This window comes from Gilvimarinus xylanilyticus, assembly GCF_024195295.1.
Lineage (GTDB): Bacteria > Pseudomonadota > Gammaproteobacteria > Pseudomonadales > Cellvibrionaceae > Gilvimarinus > Gilvimarinus xylanilyticus.
This window is the reverse complement of sequence record NZ_JAMFTH010000001.1, coordinates 1,076,547-1,097,199: the sequence shown is the minus strand read 5'-3', so window position 1 is coordinate 1,097,199 and position 20,653 is coordinate 1,076,547. Positions and strand designations below refer to the sequence as shown.

At 54.5% G+C, this 20,653-nt stretch carries 21 protein-coding genes and 1 tRNA gene; 11 read left to right on the top strand and 11 right to left on the bottom strand.

The window, feature by feature from the left end:
- Positions 1 to 61: 61 nt before the first annotated feature.
- From M6D89_RS04655 to M6D89_RS04645, 3 genes are read right to left on the bottom strand one after another with little or no spacing between them, the layout of a single operon-like run.
- Positions 62 to 2,983 carry an insulinase family protein gene (locus M6D89_RS04655; RefSeq protein ID WP_253967699.1) on the bottom strand — a complete coding sequence of 974 codons (2,922 nt, stop codon included), beginning with the start codon at positions 2,981 to 2,983 and terminating at the stop codon, positions 62 to 64.
- Between the two features lie 20 nt (positions 2,984 to 3,003).
- Positions 3,004 to 3,579, bottom strand: coding sequence for a tRNA-uridine aminocarboxypropyltransferase (locus tag M6D89_RS04650; protein ID WP_336297535.1), 576 nt, complete (start codon positions 3,577 to 3,579; stop codon positions 3,004 to 3,006).
- Positions 3,569 to 3,859, bottom strand: coding sequence for a GIY-YIG nuclease family protein (locus M6D89_RS04645; protein ID WP_253966857.1), 291 nt, complete (start codon positions 3,857 to 3,859; stop codon positions 3,569 to 3,571). Before M6D89_RS04645 ends, M6D89_RS04650 begins: the two co-directional genes overlap by 11 nt.
- 52 nt (positions 3,860 to 3,911) lie before the next feature.
- Between M6D89_RS04645 and M6D89_RS04640 the strand changes: the two genes are divergently transcribed.
- On the top strand, positions 3,912 to 4,712 hold the full coding sequence (locus M6D89_RS04640; RefSeq protein ID WP_253966856.1) for a methyltransferase domain-containing protein: 801 nt from the start codon (positions 3,912 to 3,914) through the stop codon (positions 4,710 to 4,712).
- Here M6D89_RS04640 and M6D89_RS04635 read toward each other — a convergent pair.
- On the bottom strand, positions 4,696 to 5,169 hold the full coding sequence (locus M6D89_RS04635; RefSeq protein WP_253966855.1) for a J domain-containing protein: 474 nt from the start codon (positions 5,167 to 5,169) through the stop codon (positions 4,696 to 4,698). The genes M6D89_RS04640 and M6D89_RS04635 overlap by 17 nt on opposite strands.
- Positions 5,170 to 5,378: 209 nt before the next feature.
- Here M6D89_RS04635 and M6D89_RS04630 point away from each other — a divergent pair, with 209 nt between their 5' ends.
- The 10 genes from M6D89_RS04630 (at position 5,379) to M6D89_RS04585 (ending at position 14,286) form a co-directional block, all read left to right on the top strand.
- The gene (locus M6D89_RS04630) at positions 5,379 to 7,094 is read left to right on the top strand and encodes a carboxypeptidase-like regulatory domain-containing protein (protein ID WP_253966854.1); all 1,716 of its coding nucleotides are present in this window, start codon (positions 5,379 to 5,381) and stop codon (positions 7,092 to 7,094) included.
- A 14-nt stretch (positions 7,095 to 7,108) separates the two neighbouring features.
- On the top strand, positions 7,109 to 7,606 hold the full coding sequence (locus M6D89_RS04625) for a hypothetical protein (RefSeq protein ID WP_253966853.1): 498 nt from the start codon (positions 7,109 to 7,111) through the stop codon (positions 7,604 to 7,606).
- A 35-nt stretch (positions 7,607 to 7,641) separates the two neighbouring features.
- Positions 7,642 to 8,676, top strand: coding sequence for an agmatine deiminase family protein (locus M6D89_RS04620; protein WP_253966852.1), 1,035 nt, complete (start codon positions 7,642 to 7,644; stop codon positions 8,674 to 8,676).
- Positions 8,673 to 9,554 carry a carbon-nitrogen hydrolase gene (locus tag M6D89_RS04615; protein ID WP_253966851.1) on the top strand — a complete coding sequence of 294 codons (882 nt, stop codon included), beginning with the start codon at positions 8,673 to 8,675 and terminating at the stop codon, positions 9,552 to 9,554. Before M6D89_RS04620 ends, M6D89_RS04615 begins: the two co-directional genes overlap by 4 nt.
- Position 9,555: 1 nt before the next feature.
- A complete protein-coding gene (locus tag M6D89_RS04610) occupies positions 9,556 to 10,257 on the top strand; it encodes a GGDEF domain-containing protein (protein ID WP_253966850.1) in 702 nt (233 codons plus the stop codon).
- A gap of 2 nt (positions 10,258 to 10,259) precedes the next feature.
- Positions 10,260 to 10,733 (top strand): thioredoxin-dependent thiol peroxidase, encoded by a 474-nt coding sequence (bcp, locus tag M6D89_RS04605; RefSeq protein ID WP_253966849.1) that lies wholly within the window; start codon positions 10,260 to 10,262, stop codon positions 10,731 to 10,733.
- 323 nt (positions 10,734 to 11,056) lie between these two features.
- Positions 11,057 to 11,494 (top strand): helix-turn-helix domain-containing protein, encoded by a 438-nt coding sequence (locus tag M6D89_RS04600; protein ID WP_253966848.1) that lies wholly within the window; start codon positions 11,057 to 11,059, stop codon positions 11,492 to 11,494.
- A gap of 58 nt (positions 11,495 to 11,552) precedes the next feature.
- Positions 11,553 to 11,885 carry a preprotein translocase subunit YajC gene (yajC, locus tag M6D89_RS04595; protein ID WP_253966847.1) on the top strand — a complete coding sequence of 111 codons (333 nt, stop codon included), beginning with the start codon at positions 11,553 to 11,555 and terminating at the stop codon, positions 11,883 to 11,885.
- 57 nt (positions 11,886 to 11,942) lie between these two features.
- Positions 11,943 to 12,935, top strand: a complete 993-nt coding sequence (locus M6D89_RS04590; protein WP_253966846.1) for a 1-aminocyclopropane-1-carboxylate deaminase/D-cysteine desulfhydrase — start codon at positions 11,943 to 11,945, stop codon at positions 12,933 to 12,935.
- A gap of 19 nt (positions 12,936 to 12,954) precedes the next feature.
- Entirely contained in the window at positions 12,955 to 14,286 is a 1,332-nt protein-coding gene (locus M6D89_RS04585) for an alanine/glycine:cation symporter family protein (protein WP_253966845.1), read from the top strand.
- 14 nt (positions 14,287 to 14,300) lie between these two features.
- Here M6D89_RS04585 and M6D89_RS04580 read toward each other — a convergent pair whose 3' ends face one another.
- The 7 genes from M6D89_RS04580 to rne all read right to left on the bottom strand — a co-directional run bounded on the left by M6D89_RS04580 (position 14,301) and on the right by rne (position 20,034).
- On the bottom strand, positions 14,301 to 14,624 hold the full coding sequence (locus M6D89_RS04580; RefSeq protein ID WP_253966844.1) for a TusE/DsrC/DsvC family sulfur relay protein: 324 nt from the start codon (positions 14,622 to 14,624) through the stop codon (positions 14,301 to 14,303).
- 1 nt (position 14,625) lies between these two features.
- Positions 14,626 to 14,931, bottom strand: a complete 306-nt coding sequence (gene tusB, locus M6D89_RS04575) for a sulfurtransferase complex subunit TusB (RefSeq protein WP_253966843.1) — start codon at positions 14,929 to 14,931, stop codon at positions 14,626 to 14,628.
- Complete coding sequence (gene tusC, locus M6D89_RS04570) at positions 14,931 to 15,290, bottom strand: sulfurtransferase complex subunit TusC (protein WP_253966842.1); 360 nt, start codon at positions 15,288 to 15,290, stop codon at positions 14,931 to 14,933. The genes tusB and tusC overlap by 1 nt, the downstream gene beginning before the upstream one ends.
- 5 nt (positions 15,291 to 15,295) lie before the next feature.
- On the bottom strand, positions 15,296 to 15,688 hold the full coding sequence (tusD, locus tag M6D89_RS04565; protein ID WP_253966841.1) for a sulfurtransferase complex subunit TusD: 393 nt from the start codon (positions 15,686 to 15,688) through the stop codon (positions 15,296 to 15,298).
- A 44-nt stretch (positions 15,689 to 15,732) separates the two neighbouring features.
- On the bottom strand, positions 15,733 to 16,410 hold the full coding sequence (locus M6D89_RS04560) for a Bax inhibitor-1/YccA family protein (RefSeq protein ID WP_253966840.1): 678 nt from the start codon (positions 16,408 to 16,410) through the stop codon (positions 15,733 to 15,735).
- A gap of 181 nt (positions 16,411 to 16,591) precedes the next feature.
- Positions 16,592 to 16,682: transfer RNA gene (locus M6D89_RS04555), tRNA-Ser, on the bottom strand.
- Positions 16,683 to 16,821: 139 nt separating this feature from the next.
- Positions 16,822 to 20,034 carry a ribonuclease E gene (gene rne / locus M6D89_RS04550; RefSeq protein ID WP_253966839.1) on the bottom strand — a complete coding sequence of 1,071 codons (3,213 nt, stop codon included), beginning with the start codon at positions 20,032 to 20,034 and terminating at the stop codon, positions 16,822 to 16,824.
- Positions 20,035 to 20,653 lie beyond the last annotated feature (619 nt).

Genomic DNA, 20,653 nt, shown 5'->3' with positions numbered 1-20,653 from the left:
TATTCTTGTGATGGCTGACCCTCAGCATAGCGCGGGTCAGCCGCCAATTCCTTGCGCCAGTTTACAGGGTTTTTATTTCCAGCCCTAGCGATTGTAAAGTTTGTTTTGCGCCATGGGGGGCAACAACTGCGACGCTGGCTGCATCGGGTTGCAGGTAATGGCGCGCCACGGCTTTGATGTCGGCCTGAGTCACTTCCAGTACCCGCGCGCGGAACGACTCGCGTTTTTCCCGAGTGCGGCCAAACAGTTCGGCGTGAAAGGTCTGCTTGGCTTCGCCCGCGGGGGAGGCGGGTTTGTCGATGCTACTGATGATGCCCAGTATCGCCTGTTCGATCTCGTTGGAGTCGATGTCAGTGTCCAGCACCCATTGCACCGAGCGATCAAAGTCATCCAAAGTCTCACTTAGACGCGGATCTCGGTAGGAGAAAAAGCGAAAGGCACCGGCGTTGTTATCCTGCGAGGCGCCACCCCCGTAGGCGCCACCTTGCTCGCGAATGCTGCGGTGCAAGAAGCCGTTGCGCAATATGCCCGCCAGAACCGTGAGTGCGGGTGCATCCTTGTGGTCCGAAGCTACTGTGGGGTAGGCCTTAGCGCAAAAGTTAACCTGGGTGTTGGTTAGCCAGCCCTGATGGATCTGTCGCTGTACCGGGGGCAGGCTCAGGGCGTCTGTAGTATGCTCTTGGCTGTCCTGCCAGATGTTACCCAGTAGCTCGCGGTAGTCATCCAGCTGCTCTTGCTCGCCCACCAGCAGCAATTGGCGCGGCGCCCGCTGCATAAGGGTGTGCAGCTGCTTCAACTCGCGGCAAAATTCGGCCAATTGAGTCGGCTCGCGGTTGCCGTTGTCGATCGCAATCAGCCTGGCGGTTGCTTCCAGCCCCCCCAGTTCGTGGGCAATTTTTGCCGAGGGCGAAACCCCGGCCGAGGCCGCTTGCATGGCAAGGGCGTGGCCGTTGCCGGTAATGGATTGTTCGCGGCGTGCACGGGCCTGGGCAATTAACTCGGCAATGCGCTCGTGCTCGTCAAAGCGAACCTGCTCGAACGTATCGTGCATCAGCTGCGCGCAGGCGTCGGCGTTACGCGCCAGGGCCTTGGCCGATAGCGTCAAATAGGCGTCGGTGTGTTGGGGGTCGGTTCCGTTGCTGCGAATGCTGACCCGAGCACTGATTGACCCGACCTGCTCGGCCTGACGGAGCTGCGCCTGCAGATAATCCAGCTGGCCGTGGCCCACCTCGGTCAGGCACAGACAATAAATGCCCAGCAGATGTTGCTGTCGTTCACTGAGCTCAGGGAGGCGCACCACCAGCTGCTGGTAGACCAGGCCGTTGGTGCCAGCGCCATAGGCCCGCAAAGGGTAGGCGCCCAGATTTTCGTGACTGCCGGCGGTGTAAGACATCTGCGGCTGAATATCCGCGCGGGTTACTTGGGGCAGAAGGCTGTCGTCGTCTTCTTGCTCTTGGCGCGCCAGCAGCGCCGTGGCTTGTTGAATAATAGCCTGGCGTTCGCTTTCGCTTAGCTCGGCTTTAATGGCGGCGAGCTTTTCCTCCTGGGCGCGGGCGGTGCGCTGACCCATCTGCGTGTCGGGCCTTAAGGTGAGTGTGACCCGATGGTTGTTTTCAAGCAGTAACTCCCGCACCCGCTGCTGAATAAATTCGGGATCGGCGGTTTTTTCGCGCAAGCTGACAAGCGCCGAATCCAGGTCCAGCTGGGCGACCGGGTCGCCGCGATGGGTAGCGGCGGTAAGGGCGGTCATAATCAGTTGCAACCCATAGGGGAAACCATCGCCACCTACTTCGCGTTGGGACAATTCCAGTTGGTGCAAAGAAGATTCAATCACCTGCGGGTCAACGCCTTGGTCGGCCACTTCTTGCAAGGTTTCCAGTACAAGCGCTTCAACCGCTTGGGTCGCTTCGCTGTCGCAGCCCTCCAACCCGCAGGCAAAGCTCATTTCGAACTGGCTATCGTCCAACCCGCACAAGGGCGAGGGGGCCTGCCCCAGCTTGGTTTGCTCCAGGGCTTTTAACAGGGGCGAGGCGCTGTTATCGAGCAGAATACTGGCCACTAGGTGGGCCTCCAGCGCAGCCTCCAAATCGGTGGCTTGGCCCAGTAACCAGCCGATGACAACATGGGTTTTGTTCTGGCTGCTTTCCTCTCCCGACTCTAACGGGTAGGCGTCCTCTACGCGAATGGGGCTGTGTAGGCGTTTCTCGGGTTTCACACCGATGTGAATGTCCTGCGCTTCGAACTGGTTCAGCGCTTGTTGTTCAAATTTGGCTTGGTGTTCGGCGGCGGGAATGTCGCCATAGGTCATAAAAATAGCGTTGCTGGGATGGTAGTGGCGGCGATAAAAGCCTTGCAGCTGATCATAGGTTAAATCCGGAATGTGTTCCGGATCGCCGCCGCTGTTGTGATGGTAGGTGGCAGTTGGAAATAAATGGCTAGAGAGTTTTTGCCACAGTTGGGCCGGCACGGAACTCATAGCGCCTTTCATTTCGTTGTAGACCACCCCTTTGTACACCAGTGCTGAGCTCGGGTCGTCGGACTGCGCAAATTCCAGACGGTGTCCTTCCTGGGCAAAATCCAGGGGATCAAGGCTGGCAAAAAACACCGCATCCAGATAAACGTCCAGCAAGTTGTCAAAGTCTTTGCGGTTCTGACTGGCAAAAGGATAAGCGGTCCAGTCAGAGCTGGTAAAGGCGTTCATAAAAGTGTTGAGTGAGCGCCGGGTCATCATAAAGAAGGGGTCGCGCACCGGGTATTTGGCGCTGCCACAAAGGGCAGTGTGCTCCAAAATGTGGGCTACGCCGGTCGAGTCTTGCGGTACAGTTCGAAGTGCCACCAGAAACACATTTTCGGGGTTGGAGGAGGCCAGGTGAATGTGCTGGGCGCCGGTTTTAAGGTGTCGGTATAACTCTACCGTCAGGTTAAGGGCATCCAGGTGGACGCGTCGTTCACATTCAAAAGCCGGGTGCTGCAGTTCTGTCATAGTAAGCTCAATCATTCAATTTATCGCCGATTAGGATCAAACGTAACCAGTTTGTCCATGTATTGGGCAAAGGCATCCAGTAGCGGCTGATAGCGATCGGGGTTTTGTTCCAGTTGTTGCAGAGCGTAACAACTTGCTTCCAGTGTGGAAAGCTGGTGTTGGTGTTCGGCGCTGCGGATACGGTAGGTCGATGTCCTCGGGTCGGTTAGCGATACCCGTGGCAGCCGGGCTAGCTGCGGGTTTAGATGTAGCATCTTTCGGCTTTTACGCCAGGTGGCATCCAGAATAATCAGGGTGCTGGGCTGCTCCGGAGGCGTCAGCTTTTCTAACTGCTCCTCGGTTTCACCGGGGTAAAGTAAAACCGCATTGTCTAAACAAGCACCTAATGATGCAGGCGTAAAACTCTCACCTACCTGAAGCTCACTGTTGCGTAAGGAGCGGTGCAATAGCTCGCCAGTATTTTTAGGGTGTCCCCCTTCATTCGGGTGCTGCAAAATCAAAGCAAAAACTTTATTGGGTGTGGGCACAATATAATCGCACAGGCAGCGCGCTGGAGGTTTCAGACAGTGCGGACAAAGGTTGCGCTTAGGCTTCACAATCAAGGGGCGCCAAATCGGGAAGCGGGTGGGGTGAGCCCTCGGCAATCAGCGACAGTTTCTGCGCTCGGGTGAGTTTCTTAATCCAGGCTTCGCGTTTGCTGGCCGCTGAGCGGTCGGGCTGCTGTTCCAAATAGCATACTCGCAGCGGATTACAGGTGCGAAAAAAACGCGCCCCGGCCTTGCCGGTGCAATGCTGTTGCCAGCGTCTTTGGATATCGGTGGTAATGCCGGTATAGACTTGGGCGTTGTCGCATTCGATTATATAGAGATACCACATTCGCCTATAATAGCGCCGCCGGTTCCAGACTGCGAGCGCCTTTGGAGGCGAAATGGCCAAACAGGAAAATCATCTCGACCGCAATTTTGACGATCTTGCCGAACGGTTTGATCGCAATATATACGGCGGCTTAAAAGGCGCGATAAGGCTCGCGGTGTTGAATCGCGACTTTGCCGATTTTTTACCCATTGCCCCCTATGTGCCTATGAGTCCGCAAGGGCAAATGACAATTCTCGATGCCGGTGGCGGTCAGGGGCATTTTTCCCTGCCGTTGGCGGCTGCCGGGCACCGGGTTTTACTGTCTGATATCTCGGCCAATATGTTGGCGCGGGCACGTGATCGGGCCCAGCACTTAGGGTGCGAGCAAAATGTAACTATGCAGCAAGTTGCGGCGCAAGAGGTTGCACCGGGCGAGCGCTTTGATATTGTTTTGTGTCACGCTCTGCTGGAGTGGGTAGTAGAGCCTATGCCTTTATTGGATCAGTTACTCAGTAAGGTAAAGCCCGGTGGCACCGCATCGCTGATTTTCTACAACCAGCATGGGCTGGTGTACAAAAACCTGTTGCGCGCTAACTATAAAAAAGTGCAACGGCGCGACTATTTAGCTCAGCGAGGCAGTCTGACGCCGATCAATCCGTTGCAGCCCGAAGTCGTCCGCGAGCATTGTCGCGAGCGGGGCTTTACGCTCTTATGCTCCAGTGGCATTCGGGTATTTTGCGACTATATACTCGACCCCGAGCGGCGCCAGCGCGACCCCGACAGTGTGCTTGAGCTTGAGCTGGCTCACTCTCGCCAGGCGCCGTTTGCCGATCTGGGACGCTATATTCACCTGCTGCTTAGGCGAAATTCTTAAGCAATATTTCTTTGGCCGCATTGATCCGGCTGGCTAAATAGTCATTGCCACCGCGGTCGGGGTGAAGCTTTTGCATCAGCCTTTTGTGAGCCTCCACCACTTGCTCTTTGTTGAGGCTTTGGTCTTGGTACGCCTGTTCCAGTCCCAAGGTGGCGGCCGCCTCGGCGGCATCCATTTTCCCTGCGGTGCTCGTTTGCGCAGGCTTGCGTTTTAAGAAGGGTAAGACTTGTACGGCCAGCCCCAGCAAGGGTTTGGCCAGAGCAATAAGACTACCCAGCACGGCGCCCACCCAGTGAATACGGCCAGTCACGGTTAAAAACACCAACAGCGCCACCAATAGTACGGCCAGTATTTGCCAAATGGCTTTGCGTCGGTTGCCCGGAGGCTGCTTTTTAAGCCAGGAGTAGCCAAATACAATCAACCCCAGCAGCAAGAGTATCGGAAGCAGTCTGAACATGTGGCTGGCTCGTTCTCTCAAATAAATGGCCCGAGCGGGCCAAGGTTAAAATACGGTTTTACGTGACGAGTTTAACAGGAATCGTCAATGCCCGTTGGGCTCGGAAGCGTTTAAGGCGTCAGGGTCGAGAAAGACGCCAATTCACCGGTGCAGGTCGCTATCGATCGGGCTCTCGGGTATCCTTCGAGCAGGATCAAAATGGAGGTTTTATGGGGCGTTTAGGTCGCGGCTTATTGAATATGTGGTGTTTGGGGTTTATCGCCCTAATAGCCGCTTGTGGTGGTGGCTCGGGAGGGGAGTTTTCCGAGTATATTGATAATAATACCAGCAGTGCACCGGCTGCTTCATCCAGCTCCTCCCAAAGTCAAGATGGGCAGGTTAATTTATCGGGCCGCTTAACCTACGACTTTGTGCCCCTCGATAGCGGAGGCCTCAATTACTCGCAGACTGAGGAACGGCCCATTCGGGGGGCGGTGGTGAATCTGGTGGATGCCGAGGGTAGCCTGGTGCAAACTCAGCTCTCGGACGACGAAGGGCGCTATCAGTTTTCAGTGGCTACTGGTACCCAGGTAAAGGTTCAGGTGGAGGCCAGGTCACGGTTTGATGGTGAGCAAAGTTGGACCCTGCAAGTAGAGGATAATACCCGGGCCAACGCCCTCTATCGTATGGAGGGCGAGGTTATCTCCGTGGAAAGTGTAAACACCCAGCGCGATCTACATGCGCCGTCGGGGTGGACGGGGGACGGTTATGGCGAGCCACGGGCCGCTGCGCCTTTTGCTATTTTGGATACCGCCTGGGAGGTATTACAGCATTTGCGTGAGGCCGACCCGCAATTGCAGCTGCCGGCGGCACGTTTTCGCTGGTCGCCCAATAATGCGCCGGTAGACGGCTTGGTTACGGATGGGGATATTGGCACCAGCTACTATGACGGCCAGGCGCTGTATATTTTAGGGGCCGAAGACTCAGACACCGACGAATACGACCGCCATATCATTGCCCATGAATGGGCTCATTTTTTGGAGGACTCTCTGGCCCGGATTGATACCATCGGCGGTCCCCACGCTCAGGGTGAAAAACTGGATATGCGGGTGGCTTATTCCGAGGGGGTGGCGAATGCGTTGGCCGGTTTTACTTTAGACGACCCATTGTATTTTGATAGCGTGGGGGTAAACCAATCCGAAGTTGCTGGTTTTGATATTGCCCAGGACGTCGTTAGTAATCCCGGTTGGTTTAGCGAGTCGTCCATTCAGGCTGTGTTCTATCACTGGTTGGAAAAGGTTGGAATTACCCCATTTTACGAGGTGATTACCGATGAGAGTTTTCGCCAAAACAGCGCATTAGTCAGTGTGTTTTTATTTGCCGATGTTCTTTCGAGCCGCCAAGCCGATAACGTGTGGGGTAGCGCGCAAGACAGCGCCGCCGCAGAGTTCTTCGATCTATACCGTGAGCAACGAATGAATTCGCGCGATCGCTATGGCGCGGGTGAGCGTAACAATGGCGCCACGGCTAATGTTTTACCACTGTATTTGCGCTTGCAGTCATTGTTCGGACAAAGCATTGAAGTTTGCAGCAGCCAGAAAAACGGCTCGGCGCAATCAGGCTTTGAGCGCAATTTCAACAAGCTGGGCGTGCACCGCTTTGTGCGCTTTCGCCCCATGAATACGGCGGTATACGAAATAAGCGTAGAGCAGACTCAGGCTGCCTCAACAAATTCCGACCCAGATATTGAAGTTTATCGGCGCGGGGGGCTGGTAGCGCGCGGTTTTACTGACGACGCCGGCAGCGAATCGCTCGAAGTCGAGTTGGAGGGTAATGAAGAGTATATTTTGTCCGTTTACGACTATGCCGATCATCCGGCGATTGGGCAGAGCGCTTATCAGCCCAGTTGTTTTAATTTGTCCGTTTCGCTAGCGGGGGGAGAATAATGCAAAGGTTAGCAATGACAATGTTTGTCCTGCTATTGGCGGGCACCGGGGCGCAGGCAGGCGAAGCATCGGACGATTTTAACAAGCCACTTCAATCGCAAGCTGCCCAGGGGAAAACGGGAGGCAAACCGTCACTCGGTGTAAGCCTTGCCGCAAGCCACTTTGTCTTGCCCGATGAGCGTGCAAACGAACTGGAGTTACAGTTAAAAACGCCTGGAGCGCAAACTCGTTTAGAAGTGCGGATTATCATGCCTGATGGACTGACACTCAGTGGTCCCGACACTTTCCAGTTGGCTGCTCAAGATGGTGTTGCGCGTCATCCCTTGGCTTTCAATAGTGCCGCCTCAGGCGTATATAATGTGACCTTAATTGTGACCGACATGGAATCTCAGTCGCTTAACCGGCAGGCCTTAGGGTTTGTGGTGCGAGTAGGGGATACGGAACAGAGTCGCGCACGTAAAACCACGTCCAAGGCGTCGGTGACGTTTAAGGCACGCGAAACCGTGTATTAGCTTCGATAATAAACCGTGGTCTTGCTGAGAACAGTATGAATCAATTTAGGCTACTGCCGGAATGGGCCCCTCAAGACGGGGTCTTATTAACTTGGCCCCATGCAAAGACTGACTGGGCACCACTTTTAGATGAAGTGGAAACGGTCTACGGGCATTTGGCGCGCGAGATCTGTCGCCGGGCCGAGTTAATTATTGCCGCGCCCGCCGAAACCCATTCTGTTATTCGCAACTGTTTAATCGCTCATCAGGTGGATTGCGCGCGCTGCCACCTGGTGGATGCCGATACCCAGGATACCTGGGCACGGGATCATGGTCCCTTGACCGTTGAGCACGCCGGCAAGCTCAAAATACTGGATTTTACCTTCAACGGTTGGGGGAATAAATTTGCCGCCGATCTGGATAACCAGATCAATCAGCGTCTGGATGCTCAGGGTGTCTTTAAGGTTTCATTAACGCAGATTGATATGGTGCTCGAAGGCGGCGCCGTTGAGATCGACGAAACGGGCGCTTTGCTTACAACCCGCGCTTGCCTACTCAACCCCAATCGCAATCCGCACTTATCTGAAGCCGAAGTAGAGGCGCTTTTGCAAAAGCACCTGGGTGCCAAACGCATTAACTGGCTGGATTACGGTTATTTAGCGGGAGATGATACCGATAGCCATATTGATACCTTAGCAAGGCTCGCTCCCGAAGGTGGGTTAGTGCATGTCAGTTGTGATGACCCCGAGGATGAGCACTACCACGAGCTGCAGCAGATGCGTCATCAGCTAGAGGGGATGACCGATGCCAATAATCGCCCCTACACCCTTTATCCGTTGCCTTGGCCGCAAGCCATTTATGATGCCGAAGGCAATCGTTTGCCCGCCACCTACGCGAACTTCTTAATTCTAAACGGCGCGGTGCTGGTGCCCGTCTATCAAGATGAGCAAGATGAATCTGCGTTGCAGGTGGTTGGCCGCGCCTTTCCCGGTTATGAAATAATAGGCATTGACTGCCGTGTATTGATTGAACAACACGGTAGTCTGCACTGTATTACCATGCAATTACCAGAAGGGGCGATAACTCCGTGAGTGAGCTAAAAATAGGTTTAGTACAGCACGCCTGCAGCGCCGATCTGGAGGCGAATATCGCGAAAAGCATTGATGGTATTCGCGCCGCCGCAGCCGAAGGCGCCGAGCTGGTGGTGCTGCAAGAGCTGCACCGCGGCCTGTATTTTTGCCAGCGCGAAGACGTGGATGAATTCGATCTGGCCGAAACCATACCCGGGCCTAGCACTCAGGTTTTTGGTGAGTTAGCGCGCGAGTTAAACCTGGTGATTGTCACCTCGCTGTTTGAAAAACGCGCGACTGGCCTCTACCACAATACCGCCGTGGTCATTGAGCGTGACGGCGAAATCGCGGGCAAGTACCGCAAAATGCATATTCCCGACGATCCCGGTTTCTACGAGAAGTTTTATTTTACCCCCGGCGATCTAGGCTTTAGTCCGATCAAAACCTCAGTGGGCACCCTCGGGGTCCTGGTGTGTTGGGATCAGTGGTTCCCCGAGGCGGCGCGCTTAATGGCCATGGCAGGGGCCGAGATTCTTATCTATCCCACCGCCATCGGCTGGTTCCCAGGCGATGACGAGGCCGAAAAGCAGCGCCAGCGCGACGCCTGGGTGACGATTCAGCGCTCCCACGCGGTGGCCAACGGCGTCCCGGTGGTCAGTGTTAACCGCGTCGGGCACGAGCCCGACCCCGAGGGCGGGCAGGGCATTGATTTCTGGGGCCACAGTTTTATCGCCGGTCCTCAGGGTGAGTTTTTGGCCCGTTTGGAGGAGCCTGTCGAGGCGGTTAAAGTCGTCGCGGTCGATCGCGAACGCTCGGAAAATGTGCGCCGGATTTGGCCCTTTTTACGTGACCGGCGTATTGACCATTACGGCGATTTAACCAAGCTGTTGCGAGATTAGTTTGACCGATTCCAGCCGCCCGGTAGAACCGCTTTACTGTCCCTCCCAAGGGCAGGAATGTTTGGCGCAACAAGAGTTAACCGCGCTTCGCGAACAGGTGGCGAGTCTCGCCGAGCAGGCGCACACCGACGCGCTTACAGGAGTGTATAATTACCGCCATTTTCGGCAAGCCCTCAGTGATGAAATAGAGCGGGTGCAGCGCACGGGACAGCCTTTGGCGCTGGTGTTGGCGGATGTGGATCACTTCAAGGCCTTTAATGATACTTATGGTCACGAACAGGGCAATCGGCTCCTAAAGGCGCTGGCTGAGCAACTTTCGTGTCAGCTGCGGCGCTTGGATGTTTTATGTCGATTTGGCGGTGAAGAGTTTGCGATTATCCTTCCCGGTACCGCCTTAAACTTGGCCCAGACGGTGGCTGAGCGCATTCGGGCGCATATTGCCAGGCAAAAGCTATTAGACGACTGCGACGCCCAAGTCAGCATGAGTTTTGGTGTAGCCAGTTTCAAACCCGAAAATCTGGGCGGTGTCACCGAGTTGACAGAACTGGCCGATAAGCAGCTGTATCGCGCTAAAGAGCAGGGGCGTAACCGGGTGTGCGTGGCCGAAGACGGGCTGCACAAGGCCGAGTCGGTCACCCATGAAGAAAAGGCAGTATTGTTCGCTATGCTGCGCGATGACGATCAAGATGAACACCAGGAGTGAATATGAGTTTTCCTAAAATTGGCAATTTGGCCCCGGTTTTTACCTTGCAGAACCAACGCGGTGAAAAAGTCGCCTTAAAAGATTTTCGTGGCAACAAGAATGTGGTTCTGTATTTTTACCCCAAGGCCATGACTCCGGGTTGTACCACTCAGGCTTGCGGTATTCGCGATACCGAATCTGAGCTGGCCGCCTTGGACACAGTGGTGCTTGCTATCAGCCCCGATCCGGTAGCGCGGCTTGAGAAGTTTGAACAAAAACACGAGCTGAACTTTGACCTGCTCAGTGACGAAGACCATAAAGTGGCGGAAAAGTACGGCGCCTGGGGGCTTAAAAAGTTTATGGGGCGCGAATTTATGGGCGTGCTGCGCACCACTTTCTTTATCGACAAAGAGGGCCGTTTACGACATATCTTTGAGACGGTTAAAACCAAAAGCCACGATCAGGATGTGCTGGATTATTTGCGGGATAACTTTTAACGACCGTTAAAAAAGTCTCGTAAGCTCTTCTTTTTACAGGTTTTGTGACCTTTAAGCGGCGGGTTTGTGACCCGCTGCATAAAAATTGATAAAATGTGTAACATTGTCTCTACTTGGCTCCCACTTGCCCTATAATTTCCTCTCGATGTCGGTTCTGTGGTGGATATATATGCCACAGGCTTCTAAGCTTGGTCGATATCTGGCAATAGTATTCTTAATAATGCGCCATGATTGATTGTTTTTGTACCGAGTTAACTATATATTTTTGTAACCCCTTAGAGATGCGTAGCTATGCCCGTCTTTAGCGGCACAAGGAGAGCCAAATGATTCAGTTGCAGCGGTTAAGTCCCCAGAATTCAGATCAAGAAGGCTTTGCTCGTTCAGGAATTCGCTCATACCATGAATATGTTGTTCTGGCTCACTTGCCCGAGGTGGAAGGTGTCTCGGCCAAGGTTATCGAAGCCCTGCAGAAGCGGGTAGGGCATTCGTCGATGGCCATTGAGCATATTGCCCAGGATCTGAACCTGTCCAAACGCACCCTACAGCGTCGGCTGCAGCATCAAAGCGCGAGCTTTGCCCAGTTGCGCGACAGCTTACGGTTTCACTACGCGATTAAATATCTGATTGACGAGCACATGAGCGTTGATTCGGTGTCATCGGCACTGGATTTCTCTGATCGCACCAGTTTTACCAACGCTTTTAAACGCTGGACGAATCTCTCTCCCAGTGTGTTCAGAAAGCTATTTCGCGACTATGCCTGATTGCCTGACGTTATTAAAAAAGGTAGAGTTACGCCTTTTCTATTAACGAGGTTAGATCATGGGATTTTTCGTTCAAAGCGCTTGGGCGCAAAGCCAGGCGGCCCCCCAGGGCGCACCAATGTACATCAACCTGTTGATGTTCGGCGGTCTGTTCCTGTTTATGTATCTGTTGATTATTCGTCCCCAGCGCAAGCGTCAAAAAGAGCACCAAAACCTGGTTGCCGCGCTGCAAAAAGGTGATGAAGTACTGCTGACCAGCGGCATGCTGGGTAAAGTGGTTAAGGTTGACGATAACTACATTGTTCTGGAAACAGGCAGCAATATTGAGCTCAAATTCCAGAAAGTGGCGGTTCACGCGGTACTGCCCAAAGGCACAATCAAGTCCATTTGATTTTTGCTTAGCAATTACCCTAGGCTTCACTGATGCAATGTCAATTTGGAGCCTAAGGTGACCTTCGAACTAGTCTTTCCCGCTCGTAAGCCCCTAGCGCAAATTCCTACCCCCTTACAGCCTTTACAGCTGACTGATACCCCTCAAGATAAGCGTCTCTGGATTAAGCGCGACGATTTAACCGGTGCAGCCTTAAGTGGTAATAAAATTCGCAAGCTCGAGTATGTTCTGGCGCAGGCGTTGGCCGAAGGCGCTGACACATTAGTAACCTGCGGCGGCTTGCAGTCGAACCACTGTCGTGCCACAGCCTTAACGGCCGCCGCCCATGGTTTGGGGTGCGAACTAATATTGCGGGGTGACAAACCCGATAACCTGGATGGTAATTTGCTGCTCAGCGCTATGGCTGGAGCAGCCTACCACTGCTACCGGGCACCGGATTATCATCGCAATCTGCCTTTATTGTTGCGCCAGACGGCCGAGAGGCTCAAAACCCAAGGGAAAAAGCCTTTTATTATTCCCACAGGTGCCAGCGATGAAATCGGGTTATGGGGCTATATTCAGGCCGCGCAGGAGCTGGCGCAAGACTTTATGGCATTGGGTATCCAGCAGCCGTTAGTCGTGTGCGCTGCGGGTTCTGGCGGTACTTTGGCAGGTTTAGCGGCGGGCTTGGGTCATTTTTGTCCCGAGGCTGAGGTTCTGGGCATTGCCGTTTGCGACAGCCAGGCCTATTTTGAGCAACGGGTAAGAGAGGATATTGCCAAAGCGCAGCACGTCTACCCACAAAGCGGTTTACGGATGCCCAGCAATTATTGTGTGAATGCCGAATTTATTGGTCCAGGATATGCTAAAGGGTACCCGGCGCTCTATAAAACGATTCAGCAGCTCGCGCGCGAAGTCGGGGTTATTCTGGATCCGGTGTATACCGGCAAAGCGTTTTACGGCATTGCCGAATTAATGCGTCGAGGCGCGATTGCGCAGAGGGATATTGTGTTTATTCATACCGGGGGCATCTTTGGGGTGTTTCCCGAGCGCGAGGCGCTGCAGTTATAAATTGAGGGTAGAGGGTAATATGGGGTCTATCGAAGCATTCTTTTCCGCCGCCAGTGGTTTTATCTGGGGGCCTTATTTTCTGCTTTGGCTGCTGCCTTTGGCGGGTCTTTTTTTAATGTTTCGGTTGGCGGGCTTCCCTCTACGCCGCCTACTGGCTGGATTCGCGCAGTTGTGGCGCGGGCGTCGCAGCGAGGCCGATGGCGAGGTTAGCCCATTTAATGCCTTAATGACCGCACTCTCGGCGACCATTGGTACTGGCAATATCGTCGGGGTGGCGACGGCCATTGGTTTAGGCGGGCCTGGGGCATTGTTCTGGATGTGGTGTATGGCCTTAATCGGTATGGCGACCAAATATGCCGAAGCCGTCTGTGCAGTGCACTACCGCGAGAAGGACGCGGATGGCCAGAATGTGGGCGGGCCCATGTATTACATCAAGAATGGTCTGAGTGCTCGCTGGTTTTGGTTGGGGGGTGTTTTTGCCCTGTTTGGGTGCCTGGCCGGGTTTGGGATTGGCAATACCGTGCAGGCTCACTCGGTAGCTGACGCGCTTCACGGCAGCTGGCAGATTCCCAAGTGGGCGACGGCGCTGGCATTAATGGCACTGGTCTTTGTGGTGCTTATCGGGGGCGTTAAGCGCATTGCCGATGTGGCAGGGCGCCTGGTGCCGTTTATGGGGCTTGCTTATGTGCTCTGCGGTTTGGTGGTTATAGGGCTAAACGCTGAAGCTGTACCGGCGGCATTAGGGCTTATATTCGACAGTGCGTTTAACGGCGCGGCAGCCGCCGGCGGCTTTGTGGGCGCCAGTGTGGCCATGGCCATTCAGTTTGGTGTGGCACGCGGGGTGTTTTCCAACGAGGCAGGCCTGGGCAGCGCGCCCATCGCTCACGCCGCCGCGCAAACCAACAGCCCGGTAGAGCAGGGTATGGTGGCGATGCTGGGGACCTTTCTCGACACCATTATCGTGTGTTCAATTACTGGTTTGGCGATTGTATGCACCGGTGCCTGGCAGGGCGGTGCCCAGGGGGCGCAGATGTCCCAGGCCGCGTTTGGCGGTACCTTGGTCTTTGGCGAGGCGTTTATCACCCTGGCGATTGTTTTATTCGCCTTTACCACGCTGCTGGGGTGGAGTTATTACGGCGAGCGCTGCGCCCAGTTTCTGTTCGGGCGCGGCGTGATTATGCCGTTTAGAGTTCTTTGGGTATTGGCAATTTACGTGGGCGCGACCGCTGATTTGGCGGTGGTGTGGATTGTTGCCGATGTGTTAAACGGATTAATGGCTGTCCCCAATCTGATTGCGCTCGTCTTGCTATCGGGGGTAGTTGTTAAGCTGACCCGCGACTACAAAAAGTAAACACATGCCGGCCACTAAAAACAGTTAGCGGGTCGGGGCAAGCCCGCAATTTTACTGACCAGTAGGGCCGGATGCGGTGCAAAAAGTTGCATTAAATAAATGCTGCGGCCTTTTTCCGCCCCCAAATGTTGTTGCACGTAGCGAACCAGGGGGCGACTTGCCGGTGATAGCTCGAACTCGTGATAGAACTTTTGTATCAGAGTAATAATTTCCCAGTGCCGCTCATCCAGGGTGATCTTCTCACGCGCGGCCAGCTCGGTTGCCACTTCGGGTGACCAGTCTTGCAAATTGATTAGGTAGCCGTCTTTATCCAATGGTGGCAGTTCGGTGTCTGTCATATCAGTACCAGCTTTGTATGCGCTGATGTTTGCAGCACAGCTCCACAAACTCAGAATCATCAATGGTTTTAATCTCGGCCCAGGACGAATCTAATCCGCGCGTCTGTAGGTCAGCGTTCAAAGCGTAAACCCTAGTGCCTTGTTTAATGGCATTTAGCAAACGCGCGCGCTCTTCGCCTCCAAGCTTTAGGGCGTAGACACCATCCTCAATAAGAACCAGTGAGTCACCCGGAGCAATCAGGTCCGTGCAGTTGTACAAGCATTGACTTTGAAAGGGTGACTTATTGACGGTGTGTAACGTGCTCATCAGAAACTAAAAATATGTTGATGGTCGCGCATAAGCGCTTGAGTGTCGGCTTGATCAAGTAAGGTTGTATTCCCACTAGAAAGCTCATGGGCGTTTAGTCCGCGAGCTTTTAGCGAGTTCGCGTGAATATAAATGGTATCCACACCGTAGAGGGCTAAGACGTTTAAGTTTTTACTGAGATCTTTAAAGGCAGATAATTCGGTGCCCAGTGGCGCGCAGGCCTGCCAGACGCCTTCGTCCATTAATAATAAGCTTATCGATTGATCGAAGGTGGCGCCCGCCAGCACGGTGTCCAGCGCCTCTTTGGCGAGCAGGCCCGACTGGGGCGAATGACGACTGATGCAGAGTATATCGCGCATAGGATTTAGTGGCCGAAGGTGATGGTTCTGTCGCTGTGGGCGGTTGCCTCAATCAGCTGTCCCAGGCCGCTGAGGGAGAACTCGGCGCCTAAGTTTGCCGCCTGTTTGCGATAGCGATCGCGCTCGGCTTCATCTAACACGCCGCGTCTAAGCGCTGCCGCAATACACACCACGGCATCTAGATTATGCTCCCGGATCAGTGTGCTCCACTGTGCGGGCAGATCGATTTCATCCTGAGGGGGCGCCGCCAAAGCGGTCGTATTGTGCACGCCGTCGGCATAGAAAAATAAGCGGGTGATTTGTTGGTTGTTTTCTAAGGCGGCGCGGCAAAATCGCCACGCGGAAAAGCTGGCGGCGCTGGAGTAGGGGGCGCCTAAAATGACAAGAGTAAATTTCATCGTGGGAAAAGGCAAAGCCCCAAAAGGGGCTTGGCTTTACAGGCTTAGTCTTCGCTGGCGCCCAGCAGGTGAAGCAGGCTGGTAAAGATATTAATAATGGCCAGATAAAGGCTGGTGGTGGCCATAATGTAGTTTCGCTCACCGCCGTGAATAATGGCGCTGGTGTGATACAAAATAATGGCGGACATCAGCAAAATAATACCGGCTGAGAATGCCAAATGCAGAGCTTCTAGGTGGTAGCCAAACAAAGAAGCGCCCAACAATAACAGCATGCCAGCCAACATGATCATAACGCCCATCACTACAAAGCCGCGCAAAAAGCTAAAGTCTTTGCGGGTGATTAACGCGTAAGCTGACAGGCCTAGAAAGGTAAAAGCGGTGCCGCCCAGCGCTTGCAGCACGATACTGGTGCCGTTGGCGGTAGACAGGTAGTAATTAAGCATGGGGCCAAGGCTGGCGCCGATCAGGCCGGTAAAGGCAAAAACGACCACCAGACCCGTTGGTGAGTTGGCGGTACGGGGCAAAACAAACCAAACCAGGCCGATGGCGACCAGTGACATGATCAGGCCGGCGCCGTGGGGCATATTCATAGCCATGGCGATACCCGCAGTGACGGCGCTGAAGGCAAGCGTCATTGAGAGTAATAAATAGGTGTTGCGCAAAACGCGACTGACTTCAGTGGACTGCGCTAAAGCAGAATCAACAGTGCGTACATGTTCCATGATCTTTCTCCGGATTGGTTTAAACTGCGCTTAATCATACAAGCTTGCGGGGGCAATGCAATAGCCCAAACGCAAGCGTATCTAGCCTAGACCATGAGGCCTTTGGGGTTGTTTTTCAAGGTGCATTGCTGCGGAGGCGGGGCATAAAAAAAGCGCCTTAAAAAGGCGCTTTTTGAAATAATGGCGGAAGGGCAGGGATTTGAACCCTGGGTAGGCTATTAACCTACGCCGGTTTTCAAGACCGGTGCATTCAACCACTCTGCCACCCTTCCGAAGTGGGGCAAATTATACATGGGATTTTATTTGGGGCAAGGCCTGAAAGCGAAAAAAACACTATTTTTCCGCAACTTACCTTCTGTCTCAAAAACAAAAGCCGGGCATTGCCCGGCTTTTGTTCAACTTGCTTAAGAACTAGGCTTTATCGCCTGGCTCTTTGCTGACCCGAGGGTCATTGCTGGGTCGCTGCAACGGGCGAGGGTTGTGATTAACTCGCGCCGGCTGGCTGGTATCCAGCGCCCGGGCCTGGGGGTGATCGCGTGTTTCAGTGAGAATGCGAACATCCTGCACTGGACGCGGAGTCACCCGTGGGTCATTGCTTGCGCGAACATACTGGCGCACTTGTTGGTGCGCGCCGTTTTTGTCGGCAATTGTCAGTGTTTGCGTATCCGCCGCGGGCTCGGCCTCGGTTTCGGGGGCTTCGCTCTTGGCAGGGGCTTGTACCGCATTGCTTGCAACGCTCTCCTCGGTCTCCACCTCGGGTGCATTGTCCGCATCTATAGAGGCATCTTGTGCGCCGCCGTCTGCTTTCGGTGCGGTGCTCGCAAGTGCTGCGGCATCCGCTTCAGGCTGCTCGGTGCTTGGCGTGGCAGCAGGCTGCTGCGCTTTAACCGTATCCGCCGACTCTGAGGTTGCTGCCTGAGCCTCTGTTTTGCTTTGGTCTGCGACCGAACTAGCTGCGGCAGGCTCGCCTTGCGCTTTGGTGTCGTTCTCTGCTTTTGGGGCTGAGACCTGTGCGCTGGCTTGTTCCGGTTTTGCCGAAGGCTTAGATTCCGGAGTTGCTGCCTGTTTACCATTGTCGGGCGCGTCGTTTTCATCGGAAGGGGCCTGTTTGCGTTCAGCGGTAGGCTCTTCATTGATTGAAGGCTGTTCGCTGGCTGATGCAGAAGGCTTCGTCGTCGCCGAGGGCTCTTTGCCGGCTGAAGGTTTTTTATCAGCTGAGGGCCGTTCATTTGCTGAGGGCTCTTCATTCGCTGAAGGCTCTTCATTGGTTGAGGGCTCTGGCTTTGCAGAAGCATCGGCTTGTGTCGCTTCAGGCTTATCTTTTTGCTCTGAGGGCCCCTTTTGTGCCGGCGGCTCTTTCTTCGCTGAGGGCTCTTCATTCACTGAGGGCTCTTTCTTCGCTGAGGGCTCCTGTTGCGTCGAAGGCTCTTTGCTGGCCTGCTGGGCTGCGGTTACCTGGCTCAGTTGCTCATTTTGCTCGGCGGCGCTATTGCTGTTGTCGCGACGACGACGGCGCTGGCTGCGGCGACGACCTGAAGGGCGTTTGGCCGGGCGCTGCTCGTCATTGCCGTTATCCTGATCTGCGTTCTGAGCTTGCGCGTTATCCGCTTGCGAAGTTTTGTTCTCCTCGCTCTGATTGCGCTGGTCATCGCGGTTGCGATTGCGGTTGCGATTGCGGCCACGACGGTTGCGTGACGAATCTGAGCGCTGCTTATTGTTGCCCTGCGACTCGTCGTTAGAGCGATCTTTGTTGTCGTCTTTTTTATCTTTGTTGCCTTTGTTATCGGCTTTTCCTTTGTTGTCGCGCTCGCCCTTATTGTCGCGATTGCTGTTGTCACGGCCACCTTGACGGCGACGACGGCTGTGGGAGTTGTTGCGACGACCGCCGTTGGAGCGGTTTTGCGATGACTTTTGCGCGGGCTGCTCGGTTTTCTCATCCGATTCGAACAGCTCTTGCAGCCAGCTGATAAGGCGCGCAATAAGGCCGGGCTCGGCTTTGGCGGCAGCTGGGGCAGGGGCCTGCTCGGTAGGTGCGGTGGGTTGCACCAGCGGGCGTGGAATATTAACCGGCGGCTCGTCGGTGATTTGCTCCTGCTCAGTGTGCTCGTCTGAGGCGACGATTTTGTAGCTGGTTTCCAGTGTGCCATCGTCGTCATCGCGCAGGCGCTGAACTTCGAAATGCGGGGTAGTCATCTCGGCGTTGGGAACTACAACTACTCGAGTGTTGTTGCGCTGCTCAATGCTGAAAATGGTTTTGCGCTTTTCGTTCAGCAGGTAGGTGGCAACTGACATGGGCGCAATCGCGCGGATTTCTGCGCTGCGCTCTTTTTGTGCCTCTTCTTCCACCAGGCGCAGAATTGACAGTGCCAGTGAGCGAGTGCCGCGAATGGTGCCCTGACCGTTACAGCGTGGGCAGACTTTGGAGTGTACTTCGCCCAGGCTGGGGCGCAGGCGCTGACGGGACATTTCCAGCAGGCCAAAGCGAGAGATGCGACCAATTTGTACCCGCGCGCGGTCCATGGCCAGGGCGTCGCGAATGCGGTTTTCTACTTCGCGTTGGTTGCGGCTGGCTTGCATGTCGATAAAGTCGATCACGACCAAACCGCCCATGTCGCGCAAACGCAGCTGGCGGGCAATTTCATCGGCCGCTTCCAGGTTGGTTTGCAACGCGGTTTCTTCAATGTCGCCACCTTTAGTGGCGCGTGAGGAGTTGATGTCGATGGACACCATGGCCTCGGTAACGTCGATCACAATTGAGCCGCCCGAGGGCAGTTTTACTTCGCGCTGAAAGGCGGTTTCGATTTGGCTTTCGATTTGGTAGCGATTAAACAGCGGGATGTCGTCTTCGTAGAGTTTTACTTTGCTACCGAAGTTGGGCATGACTTGACGAATAAAGCCCGATGCCAGCTCGAAGGACTGCTTGTTATCGACAATAACTTCGCCGATATCCTGACGCAAATAGTCGCGGATGGCGCGGATAATAACGTTGCTTTCCTGGAACAAAAAGGCGGGGGACTGGGCATTTTGTGCGCCCTTATCGATCGACTCCCACAATTGCAGCAGGTAGTTTAAGTCCCACTGCAGCTCTTCGGCGCTGCGGCCCACACCGGCAGTGCGGATAATAATGCCCATGCCGTTGGGGATTTCGATCTGGCTCAGCGCTTCGCGTAATTCGGCGCGATCTTCGCCTTCGATGCGGCGCGAAATGCCACCGGCGCGGGGGTTGTTGGGCATAAGCACCAGATAGCGGCCCGCCAAACTAACAAACGTTGTAAGGGCAGCCCCTTTGTTACCGCGCTCTTCTTTGTCGACCTGAACGATAACTTCGGTACCTTCTTTGACTACGTCTTTGATTTTGACGCGGCCGTCGATGTCACCGGGAGATTTGACGAAATATTCGCGGGAGATTTCTTTGAGGGGTAAAAAGCCGTGGCGCTCGGCGCCGTAGTCGACAAAAGCGGCTTCTAGGCTGGGTTCAACCCGGGTGATGCGGCCTTTGTATATGTTGGCTTTTTTCTGTTCGCGGTTGCGGTTTTCAATGTCCAGGTCGTACAGCCATTGGCCGTCTACCAGCGCCACGCGCAGCTCTTCGGGCTGAGTGGCGTTAATTAGCATTCTTTTCATGCGTTTCCTAGTCTTTCGTGTTGGGCGCAGCGGGCCCCTCGCGACTAATCAACGCTGTGTGTCTTGTGCAGCCGGGGCGCATTTACGCATAGTGTGCGGGCGCAGGGCGGCTGTCGGATTGTTATTGAACTTCGTCGTCGGCGTGTGCACAGAAAAATGTATGTGCACGCCGAAGTGTCAATATTGTTTATGAAAATCCGTTTTACCAAATAAGCCGGGGTTTTCCGGCGCTTTCATCTATCGGTCTCGGCAGTGGCCTCGGCCATTTCCTATGAGCTTGGCGGGAGCCCTGGGCTCCTCATCATTCATGTCTGCCAGAATTAAGCCTGGTATATCTACAAAACACATCGAGCGGATTAATCGCATTGCGCCAGCTGCGCAATGGTTTTGGTGTTCGCGCTGCCCGGGTCGTTCATTGACGGACAAATAGTGGGCGCGCGTCGCACCTCTCATTACTTACAGGGCCCGCCTTTTATTGGCGCGGGCCTGGCTGGCAGCGGTATTTCCTCGCGACACGCCTGATACGCTATGTCCGGAAACCTGCCTGTCCCAGCAGGTCGGAATATAACAGCTAAGGTAAAGCACGGCAAACCTATTTTCCTTGTCTCGGTAGGGTCGG